Annotated in this window: 16 protein-coding genes; 12 read left to right on the top strand and 4 right to left on the bottom strand. The window is 43.8% G+C overall.

Annotation, left to right across the window (positions count from 1 at the left end):
- The first annotated feature begins 16 nt into the window (after window positions 1-16).
- The 7 genes from infC to HY58_RS06565 all read left to right on the top strand — a co-directional run bounded on the left by infC (window position 17) and on the right by HY58_RS06565 (window position 10164).
- Window positions 17-607 carry a translation initiation factor IF-3 gene (gene infC / locus HY58_RS06595; protein WP_039129493.1) on the top strand — a complete coding sequence of 197 codons (591 nt, stop codon included), beginning with the start codon at window positions 17-19 and terminating at the stop codon, window positions 605-607.
- A gap of 132 nt (window positions 608-739) precedes the next feature.
- Entirely contained in the window at window positions 740-6001 is a 5262-nt protein-coding gene (locus HY58_RS18760) for a S8 family serine peptidase (protein WP_052323890.1), read from the top strand.
- 116 nt (window positions 6002-6117) lie between these two features.
- A complete protein-coding gene (rpmI, locus tag HY58_RS06585) occupies window positions 6118-6318 on the top strand; it encodes a 50S ribosomal protein L35 (RefSeq protein ID WP_039129490.1) in 201 nt (66 codons plus the stop codon).
- A 33-nt stretch (window positions 6319-6351) separates the two neighbouring features.
- Window positions 6352-6696: a 50S ribosomal protein L20 gene (gene rplT, locus HY58_RS06580; RefSeq protein ID WP_039129487.1), complete on the top strand. Its 345-nt coding sequence runs from the start codon at window positions 6352-6354 to the stop codon at window positions 6694-6696.
- 181 nt (window positions 6697-6877) lie between these two features.
- The gene (locus tag HY58_RS06575; protein WP_039129484.1) at window positions 6878-8281 is read left to right on the top strand and encodes a decarboxylase; all 1404 of its coding nucleotides are present in this window, start codon (window positions 6878-6880) and stop codon (window positions 8279-8281) included.
- Window positions 8282-8382: 101 nt separating this feature from the next.
- On the top strand, window positions 8383-9255 hold the full coding sequence (locus HY58_RS18755) for a DUF6089 family protein (RefSeq protein ID WP_052323889.1): 873 nt from the start codon (window positions 8383-8385) through the stop codon (window positions 9253-9255).
- Window positions 9256-9264: 9 nt separating this feature from the next.
- Window positions 9265-10164 (top strand): TraB/GumN family protein, encoded by a 900-nt coding sequence (locus HY58_RS06565; protein ID WP_039129482.1) that lies wholly within the window; start codon window positions 9265-9267, stop codon window positions 10162-10164.
- Window positions 10165-10256: 92 nt separating this feature from the next.
- Here the strand turns inward: HY58_RS06565 and HY58_RS06560 are convergent, their stop codons facing one another.
- Window positions 10257-10673: a nucleoside-diphosphate kinase gene (locus tag HY58_RS06560; RefSeq protein ID WP_039129479.1), complete on the bottom strand. Its 417-nt coding sequence runs from the start codon at window positions 10671-10673 to the stop codon at window positions 10257-10259.
- Between the two features lie 59 nt (window positions 10674-10732).
- On the opposite strand from HY58_RS06560, the gene HY58_RS06555 reads away from it, so the two are divergent.
- A complete protein-coding gene (locus HY58_RS06555; RefSeq protein ID WP_039129475.1) occupies window positions 10733-11746 on the top strand; it encodes a bifunctional oligoribonuclease/PAP phosphatase NrnA in 1014 nt (337 codons plus the stop codon).
- Between the two features lie 3 nt (window positions 11747-11749).
- A complete protein-coding gene (locus HY58_RS18750) occupies window positions 11750-12688 on the top strand; it encodes an FKBP-type peptidyl-prolyl cis-trans isomerase (RefSeq protein ID WP_052323888.1) in 939 nt (312 codons plus the stop codon).
- A gap of 300 nt (window positions 12689-12988) precedes the next feature.
- On the opposite strand, the gene folP is transcribed toward HY58_RS18750, so the two are convergent.
- Window positions 12989-13765 carry a dihydropteroate synthase gene (gene folP / locus HY58_RS06545; RefSeq protein ID WP_253271517.1) on the bottom strand — a complete coding sequence of 259 codons (777 nt, stop codon included), beginning with the start codon at window positions 13763-13765 and terminating at the stop codon, window positions 12989-12991.
- 106 nt (window positions 13766-13871) lie between these two features.
- Between folP and HY58_RS06540 the strand changes: the two genes are divergently transcribed.
- From HY58_RS06540 to HY58_RS06530, 3 genes are read left to right on the top strand one after another with little or no spacing between them, the layout of a single operon-like run.
- Complete coding sequence (locus tag HY58_RS06540; protein WP_039129470.1) at window positions 13872-14417, top strand: DUF1599 domain-containing protein; 546 nt, start codon at window positions 13872-13874, stop codon at window positions 14415-14417.
- Between the two features lie 33 nt (window positions 14418-14450).
- Window positions 14451-15572, top strand: a complete 1122-nt coding sequence (locus tag HY58_RS06535) for a BT_3928 family protein (protein WP_039129467.1) — start codon at window positions 14451-14453, stop codon at window positions 15570-15572.
- 15 nt (window positions 15573-15587) lie between these two features.
- Window positions 15588-16628 (top strand): ABC transporter permease, encoded by a 1041-nt coding sequence (locus tag HY58_RS06530; protein WP_253271516.1) that lies wholly within the window; start codon window positions 15588-15590, stop codon window positions 16626-16628.
- An 8-nt stretch (window positions 16629-16636) separates the two neighbouring features.
- On the opposite strand, the gene HY58_RS06525 is transcribed toward HY58_RS06530, so the two are convergent.
- Together HY58_RS06525 and HY58_RS06520 are read right to left on the bottom strand one after the other, a co-directional pair.
- Window positions 16637-16918 carry a DUF721 domain-containing protein gene (locus HY58_RS06525; protein ID WP_039129462.1) on the bottom strand — a complete coding sequence of 94 codons (282 nt, stop codon included), beginning with the start codon at window positions 16916-16918 and terminating at the stop codon, window positions 16637-16639.
- Window positions 16919-17321: 403 nt separating this feature from the next.
- Window positions 17322-18461: a DNA replication/repair protein RecF gene (locus tag HY58_RS06520; RefSeq protein WP_253271515.1), complete on the bottom strand. Its 1140-nt coding sequence runs from the start codon at window positions 18459-18461 to the stop codon at window positions 17322-17324.
- Window positions 18462-18480: the final 19 nt, after the last annotated feature.

The raw sequence follows: 18480 nt of genomic DNA, 5'->3' as shown, positions 1-18480 counted from the left end.
TAATCAAAATAACTAAATGGCATTTCCACCCAGACCACCCAGAGGGGCTTTCAATCCAAGGTTCAAGAAAGAACAGCAACAGGAACACAGGACTAACCAAATGATTCGGGTACCATCGGTACGATTGGTTGGCGACAATGTAGAAGTAGGCGTTTATTCCATCCAGGAAGCACAACGCATGGCGCAGGACCAGGGGCTCGACCTGGTGGAGATCTCGCCAAATGCCGATCCGCCGGTTTGCAGGATCATCGATTATAATAAATTCCTCTACGAGAAGAAGAAGAAGGATAAGGAGATGAAGGCGAAAGCCAAGCAGTCTGAAGTGAAAGAGATCAGGTTTACTCCTAACACCGACGACCATGATTTCAACTTTAAAGCTAAACATGCGGAAGAATTCCTGAAAGAAGGAAATAAGGTGAAAGCTTATGTGCAATTCAGGGGCAGGGCCATCCAGTTTAAGGACAGGGGTGAATTGCTTCTCCTGAAATTTGCAGAGCGCCTGGGTGAATTTGGTGTTTTGGAAGGAATGCCGAAAATGGAAGGTAAGCGGATGTTGGCCATCTGGGCACCTAAAAGCCAGAAGAAGAAAAAGGATTCAGGAGATTGATCCTGTCCAATTATACACTTGTCGAATTCAATTGGGTAACCCGCGCAAGGCGGGTTTTTTTTATTATTTCCGGGCATCTGCATAATAGAATCTACCCCCGGTTGTTTATATTGAGTCTGATTCCTGATTTTTATGAGAATAGCACCTGTGATTTTTAGGGGATTGATATTCTGTACCATTTTAGTATTGGCCCTAAACGCCCGAACTCAGGTAACCGAATCCAGCCCAATCCGTTTAAAAAGTAGTCTGCCGGCCAAAAGCCTGGTACTGCGTCCCATTGATCCTTTGGATCCCACACTCCATGCATCTATTGCAGGCGGAAAAATCTGGGCAATTATTCAGTTTAAAGAACTTCCAGGTACCAGCCAGCAGACTGAACTCCGCAGACAGGGTATCGAACTCTATGATTATATTCCCGAAAACAGTTTCCTCGCAGGTATCAGGGGATCGTTTTCTGCCAGTGATCTTAGCACAAAAGGCATTCAGGCATTGGTTCCCATGAACAGATCGCTTAAATCGGGTATATATGGTTTAGATGCAAATAACAGATCGATTGTTTCTGCGGCCCCTTCTCGCAATTACCATCTTAAATTGATTCCGGGCCATGATAGTACTGCGGGAAGGAAACTTCTGGAAAACTCGCTTTCAACTTTTGGAGCAGATGCAGAGATTTTAAAGTTTCTAACCCCTGACATTGTGGAATGCACACTTACCGGCAGGGTGCTCAACCACCTGCTCGATCAGTCTTTTTTACTCTATGTGATGGAAGCCCCAGCACTAGGTATCCTTAATAGTGAAGCAACCGATATCCACCAGACGGATCAGCTGCATACAGGATTTGAGGGTATGCCAGCCCTGAGTGGGAAAGGTGTAGTGATGGGTATTGGAGATAATGGTAGGATTTACCATATTGACCACCGATATAATGAAGAAGGGCAATCCTATAACGGGGCGTTTCATGCCACCCATGTTGCCGGGGCTATGGCCGGGGCAGGAATTCTTGACCCTTCTATGAAAGGAAATGCATGGGAATCTACCCTTATAATTGATTATTTCAATACTATTATTGATCGCTCACCCGAATATTATAAAAAGGGGATGGTGATTACCAATAACTCCTATGGCGCTGGCAGCCAATGCCTTCCTTATTCAGGTTTGTATACAGGATATTGTGTTCAGGGCGACCAGCAATTACTTGACCTACCTAATCTCGCACATGTATTTGCGGCGGGGAATAATGGAGGATTGAAATGCGGGGACTTCCCTGCAGGATTTCGAAGCATTGACAATGCTTTCCAGGCTGCCAAGAATGTAATAACTGTTGGCGCCACAAATAAGGATGCCAATCTCTTCCGCTGGTCTAAAGGCCCAACGCTCGACGGCCGATTGAAGCCGGAAGTAATCGCGATAGGAGATGGCACCCGGTCAACTGCCAATAACAATACCTATGCGATAGATTATGGAACCAGTATGTCGGCCCCACAGGTGACGGGTGTTCTTGGTTTACTATATGAACGTTACCGTCAGCTTAATGGGAATGTTGATCCGCCGGGCGATCTGATGAAAGCTATTGTGTGTAATACCGCAACAGATATCGGAAATAAAGGAGTTGATTTCACCAATGGATTCGGTTTTCTCAATGCCCGAAAAGCCATTGAAGTTGTAAATGCTAAAACATATTTGACCGGTTCAGTAGACAATGGTGGAGAAACCAGGTTCGAAATAAACCTGCCTGAACAGGTGAAAGACTTGAAAATAATGTTATACTGGCACGACAAGCCATCTTCTCTTTATACGTTTAAGAATCTGGTTAATGATTTGGATATCAGTGTTGTATCTCCTACAGGGGCTGTTTTAGATCCAATGATTCTAGACACCAGTGCTGCTGGAGTAAATGCTCCAGCCATTGCCGGAAAGGATCATAGCAATAATATTGAACAGGTGGTTGTAGAAAATGCGGTGCCTGGTGCCTATACAATTTTGGTCAAAGGCTTTAAGGTGCCAGCTGGTCCGCAGTCGTTCAGGATTGTATATAACTGGGAAAAAACAGCTTTGCGGCTATTGCAGCCTGCCGGGGGTGAAAAATGGAAGCCTGCCCAGCAAAAAGGTATTATCTGGTCGGCAGGTAATACCCCGGGCTCATCCATCGCGACAAGTTTTTCAGCCGATGGCGGCCTGAGCTGGACTGATATTAATATTAGATCTGCCCATCCAAACAGGAAGGATTGGACCGTTCCTTCAATTAGTACTTCCAACGCGAGGATCAGGATCCGAAATAATATTTCAGGGGAAGAAATCATTTCGAATGCCTTTACTATTCTGCCAGATTATAATTTTTCACTCACAAGTACCTGCGCCTCAACCATTAGTGCACGCTGGAAGCCGGCGCCCGGCATTGATTCAGTCCAGGTTTTACAATACGAAGATGGTGCTTATAAGGTAGTTGCAACAACTACGGATACTTTTTTTGTCATAACCGGACTGCGGTCAGGCCCCAACTACTGGATAACTCTGCAGCCATTGCTCAACGGTTTTCCGGGCGAGCGGAGTCCTGCAAAGCTTATTAAAACACCTGCTACTTTATGTCCGCCTTCAGGTGCAGCCGGAGATCTGGCTATTACAACTGTCCTTAATCCCTCCATTCAGCGCTTCGCCACCAGTACTGACAGAAATGGGATTGACACGGTAATTATCCAGCTCCGTAATATGGGTAATTCATCCATCGCTGATACTGTTTTCCTTTCTGTTTACCAGGATAAAAATCTGCTTGGTTCAGATACCCTTATAAGAAATCTTACGCCAGGTGAAGCCTTTTTATGGAAATCGGCTATAATCCTGAAGGCAGAGCCTGGTGAAGAAAAACAACTGGAATTTAATATAAGGTCATTTAACGATCCTGAACCTTCTAATAACACCCTCGCCAATTTATGGCGTTATCTACCTAATGAGCCGGTTACTTTGCCATTGTCGCTTGATTTTGGTGGTTTGAAGGACAGTACTTACTTAAAACCCGGCATAATTGGGATAATTGGAGCACCTCAGACAGACTATACAACTCCCTCCGCCATCATAAAACTTCATAGCAACTCCACAGGTATTCCCTTCACTGCTTCAAGTAAGGTTCATAACCAGGAAATGGTTTTGACTTCTACATTTAATATGGCAGCTTTCCAACTTGCAGATGATATCCGACTGAGCCTTGATATTCCGGAACCGGTCAACCTGAAGCTTGAATTGGCTGTGAGAGGATCAGATACATCTGCATGGTTAATATTACCACAAACTGATCCGGTCACTTACGTGAACAGTCTGGATCACATAAATATTACCCGGGTACTGGGAAAAGGTAGCCAGCAATTTTCCAGCAGTTTCCAGCTCAGGCTAAAGATCACCAAAACAAATTATGATGATAGCCTGCCACTTCTGCGGTCTATCCGTCTTTTCAAGGCCAATGCCGATATGGCGCTTATTGACCTTTATTATATAAAAAATAAGGTTACTGATGGCGACAATCTGCGGTTCAGGGTCAGCGCTCTTAACCTTCGCTCCGTGGTCACAGGTGGTTTCACCATTGGCCTAATATCCCCCGATGGTAAACGACAGACAATTAGTTTCAATAGTATTGCGGCAAATGATACAGCCCACGCTGAATTCACGGTTCCAGTAAAAGACTGGCCTTCAGCCGTTTCCGGGGTGTATGCTTTTGTTACAGCCATGGGAGACATAAACCAACAGGATGATACCCTCTTCGCTCCACTGGCTTACGCTAAGTTAATGAACCAGTTCCCCTACCTGCAAGGTTTCGAAAATGACAAACAGGGATGGGGTTCTACTTTTATATATGATCTTGCAGAAAACCTGCAGGAAACGGTTAAGCCTTTTAAGGCTGCCAATGGAAATGGATTCTGGGGTACCCGCCGGCTGGAAAACTCTTCCGGAGTGCACTTTGTGGTTGCGTCGGGATACCTGGTAAGTCCGCTTTTCGATCTTCGCCAACTGAGGGCGCCACATCTTTCAATGAGTGTAAATAAACAGCTTTGTGATGGTAAGGATTCTGTGTTACTGGAATTTTCTGCAGATACCGGTCGTACCTGGCAACGATATATAGCACCTGTTCAACAATCCACCAACTGGTATACTGAGCAACAGCAGGCATGGAAAGATTGTGGTAATGATTACTGGCAGGTGGTTTCTATGGCATTACCGAAAGGATGGGCAACCCTTCAATTCAGAGTTCTTTCCCTGGAGCGTTCAGATCTTAGCACCGCCACGCCAATTGTTCCGGGGGGATTATTGCTGGATGAGGTACATATTTTTGATTTAGAATATCCTGTTGACGCTGGTCTTACCCATTTCAGTTTTGAGGGGAGATCGAAAACGCAGCAGTGGACTCCGGTAATAAGAAATGGTGCCCTTCTATCGGCCGCTAAATCTTCAGAAGGGGAGCAGCCATTCCGTTTTAATTATTATTCAGCAGGTGAGGAGAATTTATTCCAGGGAAATCCGGTTCTTAAACAACGTTGGGTGTTTTCAGGTTCCAACAATACGACACCAGGTAAAATAAGGTTATTCCTTACCGATGATGCGGTAAGGCAATGGCTGGCCGAAAACCCTTGTGATACCTGTGCAATAAAGAGAAGTGCCTATGATTTGGCCGTTTTCCGGTACACGGGACCTCCATCCACACTAAATGAGAAAACCTCGGACAACCTTCCGGGATTTGAATCAGTCTGGATGGCTGACCAGTTTGAACTCATTCCCTATGAAAAAGGATATTATGCGGAGATTCCATCGGGAGTTTATGGTGAGTTCTATTTCGGGATAAATAATACCCTTTCTACCGTAGTACTTCAGGCAACGGAAAGACAGGAACCAACCTCTGCACTGCTTCAATGGGATGCAACTGCTAACCCGGGTATACTGCGTTTTGAAGTTGAACGGGCAAACGGAACCGGCAGTAGTAGCGGTTTCCAAACCATAACCATAATTCAAACCCAACCCAATGGCAATTATACTTTCACGGATGCGGGGGTAATTTCTCCCGGCAGTTACCAGTACCGGCTGAAGATCATTTATGAAAATGGCCAGGTCAGGTATTCCAACATCAGTTCGGTGAACTTTGGTGAAGGCATGAGGCTTAGGGTTTATCCCAATCCTTCCCCTGTCGCTGAAATGCTTCTGCTGGTGGAGAACCTGGCAGGCAAAACCTTACAGATGGCCCTGGTGGATGTGACAGGGCGTGTAATTTGGCGAAGGAAAGTGGATATTGCGGCAAGCGTCCAGGTTATACCTTTGTACCAGGCAGGTCCGCAACTGGCGCCAGGTATCTATTATCTTCGCGCCCAGAATGGAAAAGAAATAAAGACCATGCGGTTGGTTATTTCAGGAAACTGATATACCTTTGCGCTCCCAAAAGGGTGCCATCGAAAGATGGTGACATTGCCCAAATGGCTCCATAAGTCCCTGCCTGTGCGGGGCGCCAGCAGGGCGTAACTATTTCAGTTATCAAGATGCCAAAGGTAAAAACCAATTCAAGCGCCAAGAAGCGCTTCAAGGTGACCGCTTCAGGAAAAATCACCCATCAGAAAGCGTTCAAACGTCACATTCTCACCAAAAAGTCAACCAAGCGTAAGCGCGGCATGCGTAAAGCAGGTGTTGTATCAAAACCAAACATGGATTTCGTTCAACGCCTCCTGGGTCTTAAGGGGTAAATCTATTAATCACAACTTAAAACTATTTAGCATATGCCACGTTCAGTAAACGCCGTTGCCTCAAGGGCACGCAGAAAAAGGATACTTAAGCAAGCCAAAGGATATTATGGCAAGCGTAAGAATGTATATACAGTAGCCAAGAATATTGTTGAAAAGGGTATGACCTACAGCTATGTTGGTCGTAAACTTAAGAAGCGCGAATACCGTGCTCTCTGGATCGCACGTATCAACGCAGCAGTTCGCGAAGAAGGCCTTACTTATTCTGTTTTCATCCACAAGCTGAATGAAAAAGGAATTGGTCTTGATCGTAAAGTGCTGGCCGACCTCGCCATGAACAACCCTGAGTCTTTCAAGGCGCTGATCGCTTCTGTAAAATAAGGAAATGATCACAGCATCAACTCATATTACCGGCTTCCAACAGGGAGCCGGTTTTTTATGCAGCCAACTATACCTTGAAAGCACGATTATCGCCCTAAAATTTTGTTAGTGAATAATTCTGCATTTTATATAGGTTTGTAAGCTATTAATATATCACCCCACTAACTACGTGTACAATTAGATGAACAATACCTACTACGACCTGGTAGACCAAACCTTCAATTTTCCCCAGGAAGGATTTGAGGTAAAAGACAAATACCTGCAATATAATGGCCTCGATATAAAAGCACTGATTGACAAGTATGGAACGCCTATGAAGCTGACCTATCTTCCTAAGATCGGAATGCAGATCAATAAGGCCAAGACGATGTTTGCCAATGCTTTCAAGAAGCATAAGTACGAGGGTGAATATTACTATTGTTATTGTACCAAGAGTTCCCATTTCTCTTTCGTGGTGGAAGAAGCGCTGAAACATAATATACACCTGGAAACATCTTATGCATATGACATCGAGATCATTAAAAAACTCTATGCAAAGAAGAAGATCAATAAGGAAACTTTTATCATTTGTAATGGGTTCAAACAAAAACCCTATACCAAGAGGATCGCAGGCTTGATTAATACCGGCTTTAAGAATGTGATTCCCGTTCTCGATAATGTGAATGAACTGGATGATTACCGTAAAAGCGTCCGCGCTCCTTTCAAACTGGGTATCAGGGTGGCAGCAGAAGAAGAACCTTCCTTCCCCTTCTATACCTCACGATTAGGGATACGCGCGAAAGATATCCTTGAGTTTTATGTAGACCAGATTGAAGGCTACGAAAATAAGTTCCAGCTTAAGATGCTGCATATTTTCCTGAACAAGGGTATTAAAGATGATATTTATTACTGGTCAGAGTTGAACAAGGTCATCAACCTTTATTGCCAGTTGAAAAAAATATGTCCGGAACTGGACAGTATCAATATTGGTGGTGGATTCCCTATCAAGCATTCTCTCGGATTTGATTATGACTACCAGTTCATGATCAATGAAATTGTTGGCAATATCAAGAGCGCTTGTAAAAAGGCCAAGGTTCCCATGCCGAATATTTATACCGAGTTCGGCTCCTATACAGTAGGGGAGAGCATGGCACATATCTATTCTGTGATCGCTCAAAAAACGCAGAATGAACGCGAGATATGGTATATGATCGATTCCTCTTTTATTACAACGCTTCCTGATACCTGGGGTATTGGTGAACGTTTCCTCTTACTTCCCATAAATAAATGGGATGAGGAGTACCAACGGGTTGTTCTGGGAGGGATCACCTGCGACAGCCATGATTATTACGATTCGGAAGAACATATCAACGAGGTATTCCTTCCCAAGGTAAATGGAGGCGGTACTGAACCTCTATACCTTGGATTTTTCCATACCGGCGCTTACCAGGACCAGATCAGCGGTTACGGTGGCATCAAACACTGCATGATACCATCTCCCAAACACATCATTGTAGGCCACGATAAAAACGGTAAACTGGTAGACTGGGTTTATGCCAAGGAGCAGACAGCACAGAGTATGTTAAAAATACTCGGATACCAATAAGCAGTTATGAAATCCCCTTAAAAAAGGGGATTTTTGTTTAAAGGATGCCTTGCCGGCTATTTGGTTTAATTCTTGCGTAAGAACCATTACAATTTATCAAAATGAGGAAAATCATTGTGTTGCTGGTTGCGTTATTACCACTTACGGTAATGTCACAGCGCTGGCATATCACCGGATTTGGGGGAATTTCAAATTACCAGGGCGACTTCCAGGAAAAAAGACTTACTACCAACCAATCACACGGTGCATTTGGACTCGGTGTACAATATGATGTGAATGGGCATGTTTCAATTAGAAGCGGAATCGTTTATGGTAGAATAAGTGGTGATGATAAACTCAATAAACAGGAAGACCTCAGGCTTCGAAACCTGAGTTTCAATTCGAGGTTACTGGAAGGTAACCTGATGGCTGAATTCCGCTTATTCGATCTTGATGAAAAAAGGTTTACTCCATATGTGTTTGCAGGCCTGGGCGTTTTTGGATTTGATCCCTATACCTATGATTCGCTTGGTCAAAAACATTATCTCCAGCCACTAAGTACAGAAGGGCAGGGGCTTAGTGCATATCCCGATCTCAAACCTTATAAAAGAGTACAGCTTACACTTCCATTTGGTGGGGGACTTCGTTTCAGGGTTAACGAACAGGTAACACTTGGTTATGAAATCGGATTGAGAAAAACATTCACAGATTACCTCGATGACCTCAGCAAGAGATATGTAGATCAGGCAGTGCTTTTGGCAGAAAGGGGTCCTAAGGCTGTTGAACTGGCTTACAGGAGTGGTGAACTAAAGGATGGCAATCCTGTCTATCCTGTTGAAGGAACCGTTAGAGGCGGAGAAGATGTAAAAGACTGGTATTATTTTCAGGGCATAACGATCGGTTTCAGGTTAGGAACAGGAGGTGGTGGAGGTAGTTCGCTTTTCAATCGCTCAAAAGGAGGAAAACAACTCGATTGTCCACGTAACGTTTATTAGTAGAATAACATGCGTTTATACTTTACCGTCATAGCACTTTTTGTATCAGGATTTTCACTGAAAGCGCAGCAGTCACCCGCCGCACCTAAAACTTCATCCCTGTTATGGGAGATTACCGGCAACGGGATTCAGACCCCTTCCTATTTGTTCGGCACCATGCATATCCTCTGTGCCCGGGATGCAGGATTGAGTGATAGTTTGCAGCATGCGATCGATAAGTCCTCCCGTGTTTTTTTTGAGATCGATATGGATAATATGGGAGAGATGATGGGCATTTTCAAGTACATCAGGATGAAGGACGAAACCCGTTTGAAAGACCTGATGACTGAAGAAGAATATAAGCGGGTAAAGGATTATTTCGCAGCTAACAGGTCAATACTCCCTTTATCTATGATGGAGCGGTTTAAACCATATTTTATTGCGGCAATGCTCAGTGAATCCAAAATGCCCTGCGAAACGAAGAATGGCATGGAAGAGGTGATCATGAAAGCAGTTAAAAAGCAAAAGAAGGAGATATCCGGATTGGAGACAATTGAGTTTCAGGCCAGCATTTTTGACAGTATTCCTTATTCGCTGCAGGCGCGGGATTTGCTGCAGGCGATTGACAGCAGTGGTAAGGAGGATACTGTAACGGCAAAGATGCTTGAAGTTTATCGTAGCCAGGATCTGGATGCGATTGAGAAGCTTACGATGATGGAAGAGGGGGGATTGGGATCTTATATTGAGCTATTCTTATATGGCCGGAATAAGAAATGGATCCCTGAAATGGAAAAGGCAATGAAAACTGGCGCGATTTTATTTGCAGTGGGAGCTGCCCACCTTCCAGGAAACGAAGGCGTAATTAATCTTATGCGAAAAGCCGGCTATATATTAAGACCCATGCGTCATTCTGTAGCACAAACATTATAAAGAAACGTATCAGTCTTAAAGATGAATCCGGTAAACCATGATCCCTGAACGCCTGGCGTTTATAGGTCATAGTTTACCGGATCCCTTTTTTATTAGAATTTCTCCAGACCGCTGAAAAAGAAGCTGCCTTCAATTGCTGCATTCTCATCGCTATCGCTGCCATGAACGGCATTCTCTCCAACAGATGTTGCAAAGAGCTGCCTGATTGTTCCGGCCTCTGCCTTAGCAGGATCAGTAGCACCGATAAGTGTTCTGAAATCTGCTACAGCATTATCTTTTTCAAGGATGGCTGCAACAACCACACCGCTGCTCATGAACTCAACGAGTTCACCGAAGAATGGTCTTTCTTTGTGAATAGCATAGAATTCACCTGCTTTTTCTTCACTAAGCTTGGTCATTTTCATCGCCACAATGCGAAATCCTTCCTTGATAAAACGATCAAGAATGGCACCGGCATGACCGTTCTTCATTGCATCGGGCTTGATCATTGTAAATGTTCTGTTGCTCATATATAACTTGCTATTTGGGGCGCAAAGGTAGCCAAATTTCAGTACATTTGCCCCGCTTTATGCAGCCAATACACCATATTTTTTCCCAACTGGCAACTGTACGCAAGGTAGTTATCACTACCCACCAGAAGCCTGATCCTGATGCAATGGGATCCTCCCTTGCGCTTTATCATTTCCTGAAACAGTTCGGACATGAGGTCATTGTTATCTCCCCAACAAACTGGGCCGCCTTTCTTGACTGGATGCCCGGTTCAGATAAGGTTTTGAACTTTGAGATAACAAGAGAAAAATCTGAGGCCATTATCATGGCAGCGGACTGGATCTTCTGTCTGGATTTCAACATGCTGGCGCGTACCAAAAGCCTCGCACCGGTCATTGAAAAGGCCGGGGCCACCAAAATTCTTATAGACCATCACCAGCAACCGGCTATAGAAAGTTTTCATTTTGGTGCCAGCGATACCACAAAAAGCAGTACCTGTGAAATGGTATTTGATTTTATTGTGGAAAGCGGTCATCCTGAACGGATCAATCCGGAAATTGCGGAATGTCTTTATGCCGGACTAATCGGTGACACGGGTTCATTCCGGTTTCCGGCAGCAACTGCCAATGTTCACCGAATGGTGGCCGAGTTGAAGGAAACAGGTTTACAGCATACAAAAGTTCATGAAAATATCTACGATAATTTCATGGAGAACAGGCTTCGGTTTATCGGTCATGTGCTTACAAACCGAATGGAGATCTCCTATGAATATAATACGGCATTGATATATGTACCGAAATCAGACCTTCTTCGGTATGATATTCGTACTGGTGATACAGAGGGCCTGGTAAATTATCCCCTCAGTATACAGGGAATCAGGATGGCTGCCATCGTAATAGACCGCGATGAAGAAAGAAAATGGAGTTTCAGGAGCAAGGGTAATGTAGATGTCAATACCTTTGCCCGGCGCTTTTTTGAGGGAGGCGGCCATTTTAATGCAGCAGGTGGCCGAAGCAGTGCCCCGCTGGATGAAACAGTCCGGACCTTTAAAAAAGTATTAAAAGAAAACGCATCAGAATTTCAACTGACATAACAAATGACAAAGACCTCTTTATTTACAACAGCAATTGCGGCCCTTATGATGGCAGCCTGTGGTAGTGCCGACTACAGTAAAACAGCAAGTGGCATAACGTATAAGATCGTTGAAAAAGGCAGTGGCCCGCAGGTGAAAATCGGTCAGTTTCTGAAGGTTCATTATACACAGAAACTCAATGATTCCATCATCGGATCATCACAGGGTGGGATGCCTGCTTTTGCCCGTGTAGACAGTATTGGACCGGTTTACAATCCAGCCGAAGTATTCCGTTTTGTGCACAAGGGAGACAGTGTGGTAGTGGTTCAGGAAGTGGATACACTAATGGTGAAGAATCCCGGAATGCCCCCGTTTATGAAAAAAGGTGATAAGATGTACCTGAGTTTTCGTGTAGTTGATGTTTATGACAATGAGCAGCAGGTGCAGGAACAACAGGATGCAGAAGCAAAAGGACAGGAGGGGCGTGATAAAGCAATTCTCGACGAGTACCTTAAAAAGAATAATATCAATGCAACTAAAACCGGTCTGGGTACTTATGTTGTTGTTGAGAATGCCGGTACTGCCCCGATGGCTGATTCCGGAAAGTTCGTTTCTGTAAAATACCGCGGTAAGATCCTCTCTACCGGTAAAGAGTTTGAATCTACAATGGAGCCTGAAAAGGAGCCGATCGGATTTGTACTTGGTCAGGGCAGGGTTATCCCGGGATGGGATGAAGGTTTGAAATTGTTTGGTAAGGGTGGGAAAGGAACACTTTATATTCCGGGATTCCTGGCATATGGAATGCGCCCGGGCCCGGGTGGACAACCAAATGAAGCACTTATTTTTGACGTTGAAATGGTGGATATCGCTAACCAGGCACCTGCACCCAAGCAGAACCCCATGATGCCTCCGGTGGATAATATGCCACAGGGTCATAGCAAGGACGATGGTCATAACCATTAAAATATAAAAATCCGGGTCTTCTTGTTAAGGGAAGTATTCGAAAAAAACGCTTCAGAAATGAGGCGTTTTTTTATGAAATATTGGCCAGATTGCATCTTCTTCTTCCATGTGTTTACTGGATTTCCTGTGTGCAGGAAGGTCCTGAAAATAGGGACCAGATAGGGACCAGATAGGGACCCGAAGTAAGGTATTCCCTTCGATGCGCTTTAGAAAAGTATTGATTGGTTGGTGCTATTGGTTAGCATTACAATAAACAAAAGAGCTCCGAAGGATACTAAAACGAGTGACGTCACCGTGATTTCATTCAGCCCCCAGCGCCTGCACAAGCTTTATAGCTTCCATGGCCTCTTTCACATCATGCACCCGCAAAATAGAAGCGCCCTGCATTAAAGCAATGGTATTCATAACCGTGGTGCCGTTTAACGCCTCTGCCGCTGTGATACCGAGAGTTTTATAAATAGTGGATTTGCGCGAAATACCCACCAAAATAGGGCAGGAAAGAACTTCCAGTAGCGGCAACCTGCGCATCAATTCGAAATTTTGAGAAATGTTCTTTGCAAACCCAAATCCAGGATCAATTACAACATCCTTTATACCCGCATCCTGGCATACCCGGATCCTTTCAATAAAATAATCGATAAGTTCAAGTGTAATGTTTTCATAGGATGCCATCATCTGCATAGTTTGCGGTGTCCCCTTCATATGCATACAAATATAAGGAACGTCTAATGCCGCCACCGTTGGAATCATATCTGCATCCAACAAACCACCACTCACATCATTTACAATACTCACTCCTTCATTAACTGCATTTCTGGCCACCTCATGATGAAAGCTGTCAATGGAAAAAAATGTATCCGGGAAATTTTTCGTTAGTTCAGGAAGTATGTTACTGACACGGTTCCATTCTGTGGATGCATCAATCCATTCACTACTGGGCGTGGTGCTCTGAGCACCTATATCTAATATGGAAGCGCCATCATTAATCATTTTCTCAGCCTGTTTAAGCACATCATCCAACTGTTGTTTCCTGCTGGCCGCGAAAAAGGAATCGGGAGTGATATTGATAATACCCATTACAATGGGTTTACTTATAACAAGAAGCCGGCCTTTACAATTGAGCGTGAACATGGTAGTGAATCCTTACTTTTGAAGAATAAAGATGATTATTTTTCAAACAACTATGTCAGGTACTAATACCCAATACGAAAAAGTTATAAAAAGTTGTCGCGATATATTCTTACACAAGACCCGCGATTACGGAACCTCCTGGCGGGTGTATCGACCCATCTCAATAGTTGACCAGATCTTCATTAAGGCTAAACGAATCAGAACTATCCAGGAAAATAAAAAGCAACTTATAGGGGATAGTATTCAATCAGAATTTATGGGGATACTGAATTATGCAGTAATTGGCCTCATACAACTTGAAATGGATAAATCAATAGGGGATGACCTTAGCGTGGAAGACACCACTAAATGGTATGATATCCAGGTTAAACGCGCCAAAGACCTGATGGATCAAAAGAATCATGATTATGGGGAAGCCTGGCGCGACATGAGCCAGGAAAGTTTTACTGACCTGATACTCGCAAAACTTCTTCGGATCAAACAGATTCTTGCCAATAATGGCCAAACACTTGTGAGTGAAGGTATAGATGCCAACTATCTTGATATCTTTAATTATGCTGCTTTCGCACTAATCCTTATGGATGAAGGAAAACATTGACTGATCAATTTGCAATAATCATTACACCAAAACATGAAAACAATTCTGACACTGAGCCGGTATATCGTAGGGATACTTTTCATTTTCTCCGGACTTGTAAAAGCCAATGATCCCCTTGGGCTTAGCTATAAAATGCAGGAATTTTTTGAAGTGTGGGGATTGCATGGATTAAATGATTTCACGCTTGCATTTTCTATACTCATGATCGCCTTTGAAATCATTGCAGGCGTTGCTGTTATTATTGGCTGGCAAATGAGATTATTCAGCTGGTTACTGCTTTTGCTGATTGTTTTTTTCACCTTTCTTACAGCATATGCTCTTTTTTCCGGCAAGATCAAAAGTTGTGGTTGCTTTGGCGATTGTCTGCCGCTTACAGCAGCCCAGTCATTTATGAAGGACCTGCTCCTGCTGGCACTTATAGGTCTCTTGTTTGCCAACAGGAACAGGATACAAACTTCCATGGATACCCGAAGAAGCGTCCTGCTGCTCGGACTTACAACTCTTTTCAGTTTTGGCTTTCAATGGTATGTACTAAGACACCTTCCGGTAGTTGATTGTTTGCCCTATAAGAAAGGCAAACAGATTGCGGAACAAATGAAGATCCCTGCCGGTTCTATTCCTGACAGTACTGTCATTAGTTTTGTGTATAAAAAAGATGGGAAGGAGTTGGAGTTTACTGCTGATAAATTCCCCGCCGATTTTGATGAATCAACTTACAGTTTTGTAAAACGATATGATAAAGTGATCCGTAAGGGCAATGCAGAACCCCCTATTAAAGATTTTGTATTACTGGCCCCTTCAGGTAATGACACGACGCAGGCACTTCTTGCCGAACCTGGAATAAAGCAGTGGTTGTTTATCAAAGAAGTGAGGGAAGGCGACAGGGGATCTCTCACGGAAACGATCCGGCAAATGAAGGAGATCGCAGTTGCCAAAAATATGCCCTTGTTTATTATTACTCCAGCCGCAGAACAGGTTATTGGATCGTTAGGGTCAGTTCTGGATGGAGTTCTGGTTCTTCGCTCCGATGCAGTTGCGGTGAAAACAGCAGCACGCCATCCGTCAACCATTTACCTGATAAACCAGGGGGTTATAGTAGATAAATGGTCATTACCTGATTCGGATAAGGCAATCCAGCAAATGCAGAAAATGTAATTCAACTGTATCCAATTGCGTTTCTTCAATAAACTCCTTTATAGCTTCCTGGTATTACTTGGTGTAATAATACTTGTATTTGTACTGTTCCAGGGATTTGGCGATCCATCTCGCCTGGTGATGGGACAAACAGGTGATACATCAACGCGTGAGAACATAAGACGTGACCTTCATCTCGATAAACCAAAATGGAAGCAATTGGTCTTATACCTGAATGATATTTCGCCCATTGCTATTCATTCTGCAACTGATATTAAGAACAAGGAACTCCGGGGTTATTTTGTTGGTGGCGAAATAAAAATCGGTATTAAAATCCCCTATTTACGAAAGTCGTACCAGAGCAGGAGAGAAGTAGGGGATGTAATAATGGAAGCATTACCTGGCACCATCATGCTTGCCACGGCGGCCATGTTATTAGCAACAATAGTTGGCATAACGCTGGGTGTAATTGCAGCTATTTACAAAGGTACATGGATAGATGCCGGAGCAATTTTTACCAGTATACTTGGCATTTCGGCACCTTCATTTTTTATGGCAATTGCTATCGCTTACCTTTTTGGATTTGTATTGAACGAATATACAGGTCTGCATATGACAGGTTCCTGGTTTGACCTTGACACCACCACAGGAAGGCCATATCTCACACCCGCAAATCTTATTCTTCCCGCAATAACCCTTGGCATCAGGCCCCTGGCGATAATTGCACAACTGACACGCGCATCCCTGCTTGATGTAATGGAACAAGACTATATAAGAACCGCTGTTGCAAAGGGATTGCCAAAAAGGATCGTAATATGGAAACATGCTCTGCGGAATGCACTGAACCCGGTTATAACCGCTATTACGGGATGGTTTGCGGAATTACTTGCAGGCGCTTTCTTCGTTGAATATATTTTCGGATGGAAAGGATTGGGAAAGCTTACCGTGGATGCCCTTGAAAAACTCGATTTCCCGGTAGTGATGGGGGCAGTGCTTGTTTCAGCCTGTTTTTTTGTAATTGTGAACTTTTTAGCGGACATGCTCTATGGTTGGGTTGATCCAAGAGCGAGGTTCTAGCGATAACATTAATGGATGATAACCTCTTTTATTGTTTTTTCGCCCAGTGCCTGATTCACCCGCTGGATAATATTTTCTTTCTGGTACATTAGTTCCTGTTTCAAAGGGGCTACGGTGGTTGTAATATATAATTTATCACCATATATCTTGATACTTTCAGTATACCGGGCAACAGTTTTACCCATTATCGATTCCCATACATCTTCTATCTGAAGCGCCTGGATAGACCCTTTCAACCTGCTTTTTTTAAGAAATTGCTGGATTGCATCCCCCAATGAATATTCTCCCATAAATCAAAGATAGGTGGTGTACTTAAATATTATCATCGCTAACCCGGAAAGGCAGACAATTGCCCGTTTTAGCTAAAATATGTAAAATGGACACAATGTGTTGGTTGTTGATGCAACCAAACTTTATATTTGCACTTCTTATTTGCGTACCTGAACATAAGGGCTGTAAAACACACACATTGAGTATCTGGTCCCGTTTTTAGATCCAATCCTTTTCACATGTATTCCGTACCCGCCCCTATGGCCTGGAAACCGTCCCCTGAACCCTATGTCCGTATAATTTGAAGATTTCCTATTTTTAGGATCGCGTTAAATGTCCCGTTTTTATATCCATCCAATGCAGACCGGTGATCCGTACCCAACCCCCTATGACTCCCCCCTATCCCTGACCGTATTTTTTCCATTATTCCTTCTGGGTTGCTATTTCCTGGAAGGAGACGCCTAATTTTTGAAAAATCCCTGCGATCCTTCCCTGGTGCGTGTCCGTAACAAACACCTGCCCATCATTTTGAATGCAAACCTCCTTCAACAAATTGAGCATTCTTTTTTCATCCAGTTTCTCAAATACATCATCCAGTAAAAGCAATGGCGAGAATCCTTTGAATTGTTTTAGCATATTGAATTCTGCAAGCTTAAATGCAAACAAGAGGCTTTTTCTCTGTCCCTGTGATGCAGTTTGCCTGAAAGGCTTGTCGCCCAATATGATACCTATATCATCGCGATGAATACCTGCATTAGTTCTTTGGGAATAAATGTCGCGGTTCCGGTTTTGTTGTAATAATTGTGGAAAATCTATCTGGAGTAATGCACTATCATAGAAGAGTTGCAGATCATAATTTTCCCCAGCAATACTGCAATACCTGTCACGTACTAGTTCAAGCAGATCCTTCAGGAACTCTTTTCGTTTTGAATGAACATAGGCTGCGGGTATGGCCATTTGCTGGTCAATTACTTCCAGCAGGTCGAACTGTTGTTGTCGGGTCTCTGCTATTTGCTTTAGAAGGCTGTTTCGTTGCTGCAGTAATTTATTGTATAGCATCAGCTGCAGGAGGTACTGATGGTCTACCTGGCTGAACAGTGCATCCATAAATCGCCTTCTTTCCTCACTACCGTTGGTAATGATCTGAACGTCATCGGGTGCAATCATGACCGCTGGGAAATTTCCAATGTGGTCGGCCATTTTTTCACAGGGCTGTTCATTTACCCTGAATTCCTTTTTTCCTGTCTCCCTAAAAACAGCTGCGATCTGGAACGGATTCCCTTCGCGATCAAACCTGCCCTCCAACCTGAATCCATGGGCTCCATGGTGTACGATCAGGGCATCGGAGCGTTGAAAATAACTTTTAGTAAAGCACAGGAAATAAATAGCATCCAGTAAGTTGGTCTTGCCGCTGCCGTTAAGCCCCGTGATTCCCACGATCCGATCACTGAATGACCAGGATTTTTGCAGGTAGTTTCTGAACTGGTATACTGATATGGATTCTATTGAAAACAAAGCGCTTGCAAGATAATTACCGGCTTCCATACTGCAATCAGTAATCATCTGTCAACTATCATCAATT

This window comes from Flavihumibacter sp. ZG627 (assembly GCF_000814325.1).
Classification (GTDB): Bacteria; Bacteroidota; Bacteroidia; order Chitinophagales; family Chitinophagaceae; genus Flavihumibacter.
The sequence above is the reverse complement of the archived record's forward strand: the minus strand, read 5'-3'. Positions and strand labels throughout refer to the sequence as shown.

Bases quoted from the DNA above. Each gene is read 5' to 3' on its own strand.
- infC (WP_039129493.1), top strand. From the start codon at position 17: ATGGCATTTCCACCCAGACCACCCAGAGGGGCTTTCAATCCAAGGTTC.
- HY58_RS18760 (WP_052323890.1), top strand. From the start codon at position 740: ATGAGAATAGCACCTGTGATTTTTAGGGGATTGATATTCTGTACCATT.
- rpmI (WP_039129490.1), top strand. From the start codon at position 6,118: ATGCCAAAGGTAAAAACCAATTCAAGCGCCAAGAAGCGCTTCAAGGTG.
- rplT (WP_039129487.1), top strand. From the start codon at position 6,352: ATGCCACGTTCAGTAAACGCCGTTGCCTCAAGGGCACGCAGAAAAAGG.
- HY58_RS06575 (WP_039129484.1), top strand. From the start codon at position 6,878: ATGAACAATACCTACTACGACCTGGTAGACCAAACCTTCAATTTTCCC.
- HY58_RS18755 (WP_052323889.1), top strand. From the start codon at position 8,383: ATGAGGAAAATCATTGTGTTGCTGGTTGCGTTATTACCACTTACGGTA.
- HY58_RS06565 (WP_039129482.1), top strand. From the start codon at position 9,265: ATGCGTTTATACTTTACCGTCATAGCACTTTTTGTATCAGGATTTTCA.
- HY58_RS06560 (WP_039129479.1), bottom strand. From the start codon at position 10,673: ATGAGCAACAGAACATTTACAATGATCAAGCCCGATGCAATGAAGAAC.
- HY58_RS06555 (WP_039129475.1), top strand. From the start codon at position 10,733: ATGCAGCCAATACACCATATTTTTTCCCAACTGGCAACTGTACGCAAG.
- HY58_RS18750 (WP_052323888.1), top strand. From the start codon at position 11,750: ATGACAAAGACCTCTTTATTTACAACAGCAATTGCGGCCCTTATGATG.
- folP (WP_253271517.1), bottom strand. From the start codon at position 13,765: ATGGGTATTATCAATATCACTCCCGATTCCTTTTTCGCGGCCAGCAGG.
- HY58_RS06540 (WP_039129470.1), top strand. From the start codon at position 13,872: ATGTCAGGTACTAATACCCAATACGAAAAAGTTATAAAAAGTTGTCGC.
- HY58_RS06535 (WP_039129467.1), top strand. From the start codon at position 14,451: ATGAAAACAATTCTGACACTGAGCCGGTATATCGTAGGGATACTTTTC.
- HY58_RS06525 (WP_039129462.1), bottom strand. From the start codon at position 16,918: ATGGGAGAATATTCATTGGGGGATGCAATCCAGCAATTTCTTAAAAAA.
- HY58_RS06520 (WP_253271515.1), bottom strand. From the start codon at position 18,461: ATGATTACTGATTGCAGTATGGAAGCCGGTAATTATCTTGCAAGCGCT.